The sequence below is a fragment of the Planomonospora algeriensis genome, assembly GCF_977012225.1.
Map to the genome: position 1 here is coordinate 1 of NZ_CDRNDK010000289.1, position 8,370 is coordinate 8,370.

Annotated in this window: 8 protein-coding genes; 3 read left to right on the forward strand and 5 right to left on the reverse strand. The window is 71.4% G+C overall.

Features of this window, described 5'->3' with window-relative positions:
• Both ACWJ6R_RS24740 and ACWJ6R_RS24745 read right to left on the reverse strand, forming a co-directional pair.
• The coding region (locus ACWJ6R_RS24740) for a hypothetical protein (RefSeq protein ID WP_449064527.1) at positions 1-305 on the reverse strand (305 nt) is incomplete at its 3' end.
• Between the two features lie 150 nt (positions 306-455).
• Positions 456-1,088, reverse strand: a complete 633-nt coding sequence (locus tag ACWJ6R_RS24745) for a hypothetical protein (RefSeq protein WP_449064528.1) — start codon at positions 1,086-1,088, stop codon at positions 456-458.
• Between the two features lie 640 nt (positions 1,089-1,728).
• Here ACWJ6R_RS24745 and ACWJ6R_RS24750 point away from each other — a divergent pair.
• A complete protein-coding gene (locus ACWJ6R_RS24750; RefSeq protein ID WP_449064529.1) occupies positions 1,729-1,911 on the forward strand; it encodes a hypothetical protein in 183 nt (60 codons plus the stop codon).
• Between the two features lie 131 nt (positions 1,912-2,042).
• Here the strand turns inward: ACWJ6R_RS24750 and ACWJ6R_RS24755 are convergent, their stop codons facing one another.
• Positions 2,043-2,828, reverse strand: coding sequence for a hypothetical protein (locus tag ACWJ6R_RS24755; RefSeq protein ID WP_449064530.1), 786 nt, complete (start codon positions 2,826-2,828; stop codon positions 2,043-2,045).
• 245 nt (positions 2,829-3,073) lie between these two features.
• Between ACWJ6R_RS24755 and ACWJ6R_RS24760 the strand changes: the two genes are divergently transcribed.
• The gene (locus ACWJ6R_RS24760; RefSeq protein WP_449064531.1) at positions 3,074-4,240 is read left to right on the forward strand and encodes an SMI1/KNR4 family protein; all 1,167 of its coding nucleotides are present in this window, start codon (positions 3,074-3,076) and stop codon (positions 4,238-4,240) included.
• Positions 4,241-4,642: 402 nt separating this feature from the next.
• Here the strand turns inward: ACWJ6R_RS24760 and ACWJ6R_RS24765 are convergent, their stop codons facing one another.
• Both ACWJ6R_RS24765 and ACWJ6R_RS24770 read right to left on the reverse strand, forming a co-directional pair.
• On the reverse strand, positions 4,643-5,095 hold the full coding sequence (locus ACWJ6R_RS24765) for a lamin tail domain-containing protein (RefSeq protein ID WP_449064532.1): 453 nt from the start codon (positions 5,093-5,095) through the stop codon (positions 4,643-4,645).
• Between the two features lie 423 nt (positions 5,096-5,518).
• Positions 5,519-6,754 (reverse strand): hypothetical protein, encoded by a 1,236-nt coding sequence (locus tag ACWJ6R_RS24770; protein WP_449064533.1) that lies wholly within the window; start codon positions 6,752-6,754, stop codon positions 5,519-5,521.
• A gap of 391 nt (positions 6,755-7,145) precedes the next feature.
• Between ACWJ6R_RS24770 and ACWJ6R_RS24775 the strand changes: the two genes are divergently transcribed.
• Positions 7,146-7,889 carry a hypothetical protein gene (locus ACWJ6R_RS24775; protein ID WP_449064534.1) on the forward strand — a complete coding sequence of 248 codons (744 nt, stop codon included), beginning with the start codon at positions 7,146-7,148 and terminating at the stop codon, positions 7,887-7,889.
• Positions 7,890-8,370 lie beyond the last annotated feature (481 nt).

The window sequence follows — 8,370 nt, forward strand, 5'->3', positions numbered from 1 at the left end:
GCCTGCGCCGCGGGCGCAGACGGCTCGGGCGCCGCGAGGGCGGCTGCGCGCTCGGTGCGCAGCAGCGCCCCCACCGAGACCACCAGTCCGATCGCGGCGATGACCACGCCGATCACGCTGGCGCGCTTGTCGAGCACGTCCAGCACCTCGGCGGGAAGCCCGAGCGGGTCGGCCACCAGCCCGATGCCCGCCACCACCAGCAGCACCGTCAAGGCCGCGATCACGACGATCACGACCGTCCGGCGGCGCGGCCGCTCCGGCGGTCCGCTCGCGCTCTGGGATGGTGGGGGCTGCTGGGTCGGCATGTCTCCACGATGACCTTTTCGTGGGACGATGCGCTGGAAAGTGATACAGGAGTTACCTGCCGCTATGGCCCGTGCAGGTGAGCGACCGCATCGGTGCGTCCGGTCCGGGCTGTTTCCTGACGCTGATCGCTTCGGGGATGGGTGAGCGCGCTAATCCGGGATGGGACCGCCGAACGTCAGGTAGGGGTGCTCCGCATCGAGCCATCCGCGGTCCAGCCGTACCCCTGTCGCCAGCTCGATGCCGGTGAGGAAACCCGCCCTCCAGTCCCAGTCGTCGTCTCTGCCGGTCCAGTCGGTGTCGTCGTAGTCGAGGAAGAAGCCGCTGATCGTCGTCAGTTCATGCCAGAACGTCAGATTGGGGTGGTCTTCGGGGCGCCGGGGGAACAGTCCGTTGATCATCAGGAGGACCTCGCCATCGAGGGTGAGGGACAGGGTGTTCGCGTAGTTGACGTTCCACCAGGCGATGTAGACGTGGGCATTGGCACTCAGGCGCCGGATCACCGCGGGCTGCGCCCCGAGCTGGTCGAGCCGGTACACGACGATCGCCGGACCGGACCGGTCCACCGCTACCGGAGGCGGGTCCAGGCGGTAGTCGGGCAGGTCGACGACATCAAGGCCGGCCGCTTCGTGGACCTCGTATGCGGTGCCTCCACTCAGGCGGGTACCGATGTCTTCCACGGTGAGAGGCGCACCGGCGTTGGGGACGACGACCGTCCAGCACAGCGCCACATCCAGCGCCGGTGATACGGGCTCGCCGACGAGCCGCCGGTAGTGCTCGTACACCTCATCGACCCTGGGTCGTCGGACATCCACGTTGTGGCCTCTTTCGAACCATCGTCGCGTGAGTCGTGAAGATCATTACAGAAGGCGAGCTGCTCACACCCGATCCCGGACTCGGGTCCTTCCAGCGCAGGGGCCGGACACTCGACGGGGTGGCCGAGACGGCATCCTGAAAACGCCATCGTTTGTGTGGCACAGAGATCACTTGCGGGCGGGAGCGGCACGACCCAGGTCATCCCGTGATCATCGTCTATCGGAAAGGGTCACACAATCACTGTCACGCAATGACCCCACGGCGATGAGTTCGGCGGCCGTCAGCGGCCCGTCCCGTGGATTCCGGTCACGTCCGCCTCGCTCGGGCGCGTGCCGTACGGCGGGGTGTTTCCTCGCCTGTGGGGTCGCCGTTCGCAGGGGCGAACCGGGTGCGGTCGGGGGCGTCAATGTCGACCAGGAGCACGGGCAGCCCACGCGGGTGCAGAAGGTTTTCCCGCCGCGGCCATCCGTCCGATGCGCTCCCTCGCGCGAAACCCTCCCGGACCGGATCGGGAGAGCAGGATATGAGATCGGCCGGGCCGATTCGGCACCGCCGGCCGGGCCTGGTCGTTCACCCTTCAGCAGGCGATCGGCGGGAGGAGACCTCCGAATGTTGATCATGGTCGGTCATTTCATTCGAGCCGCCGTGTGTGTAGGTGCGGCGGTGTTCGCCTACAACCGCCTCCAGGAGGGGGCGGAGGGCTTCTACCTGTACGCCGCGCTCGTCGGCGGCCCGGTTCTCGCCCTGGCGCTCGTGGTGACCGGGATCCGGGCCAAAAACGACGACGGCTGAGGCGACTGCGAAAAGAAGCCCGATCCGCACCGAGTACCGCCCTGGGCGGTTGTTCACCCAGGCGGGCATGGTCGGCCGGTACGACGGCGGCTGTACCGGCTGAAACGGCGACTGCGCGATGTTCGGCCGCCTCAGGGGTGCGGCTGCGCGAACAGCGGCGCGGGCGGAGCCGCCGGCTGGCGGGGCGGGTCGGCCAACTCATGGGCGGAGCGGGCCAGCCAGACCAGCATCAGGGTGCCGACGGCGGCCCCGGCGGCGTCGAGGTGGAGATCCCCCGCGAGGGCGAGCAGCGGACCCGCCGATAGCAGGCCGAACGGCGCCAGCAGGGCGGCGATGCCGTACCGGACGGTGGCACGCCGCCAACGGCCGTCGCGCCACTGCGCCCGCAGGGCCAGCACCGTCCAGACCAGCGCCGCCACGACGCAGACCAAGGGCAGCCCGTCGGGTATCAGCGAGGCAGGGCCGTCCAGCACCGCGAAGACGGCGGAACCTCCATACCCCAGCACGCCCACGGTCCCCATGTGAGCGACACGCGTGAGATTGCGCCTCAGCACCGGCTGGAACCACTCCACGACCGCGCACATCACCAGGGCATAGAGAATCTCTGTCCCTCGGGGCCACGACGGTATGACGGCGAACAGCCACGACGCCGCCGCGGCAGCGTACAACCCCGCCCGCAACCGTCGCACGCCCCGATCCAGGATCGGCGGCGGCCCTGCCAGGGGGCCGCGCAGGCTCTGCCACAGCGCCCAGGCCCACGCCAGGCCGGCCGCGCACAACACGAGCACGTTCGCCCACGTCACCGCGGCGTCTTCATCCACCTCGGTGAACAGCGTCACCCGCCACAACGCGCCGAGCTCACCGGTGGCCGGCGCGAGCACGGCGGCGCCCGCCACCACGGCGAGGTACACGCTCACGATGAGCAGGGCGGGAACACCGAAACGATGGCGGCGGAGCATAGGGCACGTCCTGGGGGGTGAACGGGATTCGCGTGCCTCACCCTAGCGAGCCGCCGCCATGAAGCCGATCAAGCCCTCCCCGCGCCCTGCCTGGAGGGGTTCGGCACCCTGTCCTCGCCAGGCACGTGACGTGGGCGGCACGCCGAATGTCAGCGGTCGCTGCTGCAATGGGCGCGGCATGATCGAGACGAAGGAGCGGCCGCATGGACCGTGAGACATGGAAGCCCTTCTTGAAGCGCTGGAGTGAGGAGTGGCTCGCGGTTCACGACGTGGAGCCGCGTTCGGCGTTCGAGGAACCGGTCGTCGATGGCTGGCTGGGTTTCCCGCCCGCCTCGGCCGAGCAGGTCGCCGAGGCGGAGGCACGGCTGGGGTGCACGCTGCCGCCGTCGTTGCGGGAGTTCCTCCTGACGACCGACGGCTGGCGCAACGCGGGCAACTTCGTTGGGCTGCTACGCGGCACCGACGACATCGGGTGGCTGCGCGATCTGGACTCGCCCTGGGCCGCGGACTGCGCCGACATCGACGACGAGGACGACGACGATGAGGATGAAGAGGATGACGCCGTCATCCTTCGGCGATCGCTGCAGATCTCCCTGGAGGCGGACGCGGGCGTGCTGTTCCTCGACCCGGCCGACGTCGACGAGCACGGGGAATGGGCCGCCTACGAGCTGTTCACGTGGACGGCCAGGGGCCTGGAGCGGCACGGGTCCTTCTCCGAGCTGATGTACGACCTGTACGCCGGCTTCCACGCCCTGGACCGTCCGCAGTGCCAGACCCAGCGGGAGTGGGATGCCGCGATCGAACACGCCCGTCTAGCGAGCTTGGCGGGCGAGGTCGACGGGCCGATGGAAGTCTTCGCGGAAGCCGCCCGCTTCGGCCGTGACCGCGCCAGGATCCTGCTGTTCCAGATGCAGGCCATGCTGGGCGACCGCGACGCGAGCCGGCTGATCGGCTCGATGCTGTGGCGCGGCATCGAGTCCACCTGGCCCCTGGACGCCCCCTTCCTGAAGGCCGAGGTCCTGCCCGTACTGTCCGCCGAGCACAAACGCGCCGCCCGCTGGTCGGTGCAGTCCACCTTCGTCAGCCTGTCCAAGCACGGATCCGAACCGGTCCAGAAAATGATCTCCGACTACCGGGCGAGCCCAGGCGAGCCCCGGTTCGGCAACCCGGAGTTCGACGCCGCGGTGCGCGCCGCGATCACCGCCCCCACCCCCGATGACGCCTGGCCGCTCCTGCGCAAGGCCCTGGCGGCGTGGCGGCCGATGAGCGACGACCATCTCGCGCCGATCGTCCTGCTGGCCGACCCTCGGACCGCCCGGCTGATCACACCGGAGCGTGGACGCGAGATCCTCGCCATGCGGCGCGGCTGACCATCCTGGGCCACGGCACCCGATCCGCTTCTCGGGCCGGTGTCCGCGGGAGCCGGTGAGGAGCCGACCATTGCCCGCGGGCCCATGGCGGCCCCTCGGGCCCGCACAGCCACCGGCCGGGGCCGTTCCGTGACCGTGCACCGTGCGGCCGGCGCCTCGGCCCGGCGACCGGCCCGCGCAGGTGGTCAGGCAGGCGGACCGGGCATGGGAAAGCGCGCCGCATTCGTAGCGGTGAGCCGCTCGCCGGCCTGCTGCGCTCCCGGCTCGGGCCGCTGCCCGGTCACGATCCGGAGCGGCTGCTCGCCGCCGTGCTGGCCACGACGTCGAGCAGCGCATCACCGGTGCCCGTCCGGTCTCCGGTGACGGCAGCGGGCACTGTTTCCCGTCGCCGGAGGGTAGGGCTCAGCAGGTCGTGTAGTCGGCGCGGGTGGAGTCGTAGACGCAGGAGTCGACCAGACGCCCATCGGGACGTCGGACGTAGGCGGTGTCACGGTCGTTGTTCCACACGTAAGCTCGCCTGCCCCAGTACAGGGTGGTGGCGGTGTCGCGGCCCTGACCGGTGCGCAGGGTGAGCTTCTTGCCCGCGCCGAGCAGGACGTCATCGCCGACCGTGTAGGTGTAGCCGGTCTTGTCGCGGATCGTCCACCCGGCCAGGTCGATCGCCCGGCGGGTGGTGTTCTTGACCGTGACGTATTCACCGTTGAGGCTGGTGTTGCTGCGCCGGTCGGTCCCGGGAGAGTCGTAGTAGACGCGGGCGATCTGGATGGCCGGAACGGCTGCGGCATGCGCGGGCAGCGCGGGAGCGAGCACGGCGGCCGCGAGCAGGGCCGAGCCGAGAACCGAGGACAGACGCACCGGCGAACCTCCAGGTGACGGGGATGAATACGTCACACAAGACGGTCCAGCTTATAGCGGGGTTGGCCGGTGCGACGGATTCGGTTGGGGCTCCTGGTGAACGTGCGGCGTTCATAGCGTTCCTCCACGCGGCACCATCAACGCGCTGACCACCGGCAGGAGCCTCAGCGCGGGAAGGGAAGAGAGCCCATCTGCCGTGTTCTGCCGTGGGCGGCTTTGAAGCACCCCGCATCTTCAGCGCGTCGCCGGCAGCCGTCTGTCCTCCGGAACCGTGGTACGCCGCCCAGATGACGGCCTGCGGTGGCCTCCTCGGCGCTGCGATGCGGTTCATCGAGCGGGGCGCCGACGGCGTCGGCCACCAGCCGGGCGCGCATCGCGCCGCTCAGTAGCGCCAGCGGCTGCGCGCGACGACCTCGTCGGCGCTCACGCCGTCGAACAGGGCGATCTCGCCGCGCCGTACCGCCGCGACGGTGTCCACGACCTCGGGCCCGAGCGTCGCGCCGAGGACCGGGTCGGTCTCGAACGCGGCGACGGCCTCGGTGAGCCCGGCAGCGCCGCGATCCCCAGTCCCTGCCGGGTCTGGCCGTCCAGGGCGGCGGGATCGGTCTCGACCGGTTCGGGAAGGCACAGCCCGGCGACGATGCCAGCCCGTCCGGCGGCCAGCAACGCGGCCAGCAGCAGGTACGGGTTGGCCGCCAGGTCGACGCATTTGACCTCGATGTTGGCGGCCCGGTCCCGCTCTCCGGACGATCCGGTGACCAACCGCAGCGCCGCCTCCCGGTTCTCTCTGCCCCAGCAGGCGAACGCGCCGGCCCAGCGCGAGGGCACCAGCCGCAGGTAGCTGGCGACCGCCGGCGCGCCGACCGCGAGCAGGGCGGGCAGCCGCGCCAGGATCCCGGCGGCGAACCCTCGCCCTCGCGCGTCAGCCGCAGGGCCGGGAGCCGGCCGGACATCAGGGAGCACGCCGTCGCGCCACAGGCTCAGGTGCACATGGCCGCCGTTGCCGACCCCGCCGGCCAGCACCTGCGGTGCGAAGGCCGCGCGCATCCCGGCGCGCGCGGTGACGGCGCGGACGGTCTCGCGCACCAGCACGGCCAGGTCCGCCGCGCCGACCGGGTGCGCCGCGGCGGCGGAAACCTCGTACTGGCCGGGGGCGTATTCGGGGTGTATCTGCTCGACCGCGACCCCTTGGGCGGCCAGGGCGGAGAGGATCTGTCGCAGGTAGCCGGCGAGTGCGGTGAGCCGGGCCATGCCGTAGGCGGGTCCCTGGCCGGCGGGAACGAAGTCGTCGCCGGTGCCGGTCGAGGCGCACCATTCGATCTCGAACGCCGCGCGCACCGCGTAACCGTCGTCGGCCAGCCGGTCGGCCTGCCGCCGGGCGAGCAGGCGCCCGTCCAGCGGGTGCGGCGCGCCGTCCTGGTCGTAGCGGTCGGCCGGTGCCCAGGCCCAGCCGGGCAGCGCGGCCAGCCGGGTGAGCGAGCCGAGGTCGGGGAGCAGCCGCAGGTCCCCGACCGGGCCTCCGGCGTAGCGGCCGCAAACGGCCGAGTCGTCGACCAAGAATGTGTCGAACACCGGTGAGGCGCCGATGCCCCAGGCGGCGGCGTGCTCCAGGCGGGCCAGCGGCACCGCCTTGACGCGGGTGATGCCGCTGGTGTCCACCTAGGTCACCGCGACGGCCTGAACGCCCGCTGCGGCCAGGCCGGCCGCGGCCGTGCGGGCCTGTTCGGCGCGGCGGGCCCACTCAGGGGCACTCAGCGGCCTGGTCGGCAGCTGGGGTGTCGGTGGTATCGGCGCGGCCTCCACACTTCCAGCCTAAAGACCGGGCACCCGGCGTTCTCCGGCCGGTGCAGCCCGCACCCGGCGGTGCTGCCCGCCGAAGGGTCTCGCGGTATGAGCGCCGCTCTAACCGTCGTCCGCCTCCGCCCCGGGGAGGGTGCGGGGGCGGGGTGGTGCGTGGCCACACCCGGCCATCACCAGGGTGCGGCATTGCCCGCGCCAGCCGGCGGTGGGAATGTCGGAGTCGCGGGCACAACGTCACCGGGAGATCATCATGAGCCAGGGCACGCACGGCACCGCAGATCCCAAACAGGTCCGGATGGCCGCCGTGCAGGCGGCCCTGGACCAGACCCCGATGACCACCGCGCGATTGTGGAACCCGTGGCCGCAGGTCGTCGACGACAGCCTCGACATCAAAGCCTTGCAGGCCCCGGCCCGGCGGGGCGAGGTCCCCGACATCATCGCCGACGGCACGACGTTCGCCACGCTCAAGCCGGTGCACCGCGCACCTCTGGGGCAGGCCGCCGGGCTGGACGGGCCGGTGACCGAGGCCACGTTCGACCAGGCCCGCGCGGAACTCAAACGCAGGTACGTGGCCGCCGGGCGGGCCAAGTACCGCACGCTCACCGACGGCAACTGCACGCTGCTGGCCTGCTGCGTCATCGGGATGCTCGCCGACCGGCCCGAGCTGCTGGGCCCCGGCGTCACGGTGGAACTGGTCAACATCGTCGACACCACCGGCGGTCACGGCCACGCCTACGTGGTGATCGGACGCGCCTCGGGGGATGTGGGCAAGATCGGCGGGTACGGGCCCGAGTGCTTCTTCGTCGACCCGTGGTACGCCCGCCAGCAGGCCGCCCCGCCGGGCACCCGCGCCGTCAAGGACGCCACCTCGATCTACGGGGACGGCACGAGCCCGTTCTGGGACCTGGACTTCATCGCCTTCATCGACGACGACACCACGCCCGTGGTCCGGCTCACCTTCACCAGCGACGAACTCGCCAAGCTCGGCACCTGACCACCCCGGCGTCCCCGCACTGGCCGGCACCGGCCGCGGAAGGCGGATGCCGGCCGCTTGCGGGGACGCCGGCAGCAGACCCGTTTCCTTCCGGACCGGCCCGGCCGCCGCGGGAAGGCAGACGAGGGCCACCGGACCGGTGCGCGGGAATCCGGAGAAGGCAAGGCGCCCATGGTCATGGGTGTGGTGCGGCCAGCGGCCGCGCCACGGGTGCCCGGTAGCGGTACGGCGCACCGTCGGGCGGCGCTCACCGCGCTGTACGTTACCGCGGCGCCTATCGGCCGGATGGATCTGATCGGCGGGGCGGCACCAGATCCGGTGTTCCCCCCCTGGCAGAGTGAGAAGCGCCGCTACACCCGGCTGGGGATACCGTCTCGAGGGCAGCGGCCGGGATCGAAGTGCAGTAGTGCTTGGGGTCAGCCTGCTGAAGGCCGGGGCGGGAGGTCTTCCGGTGGCGGAGGGGTGAACCCGTCCGGGATAT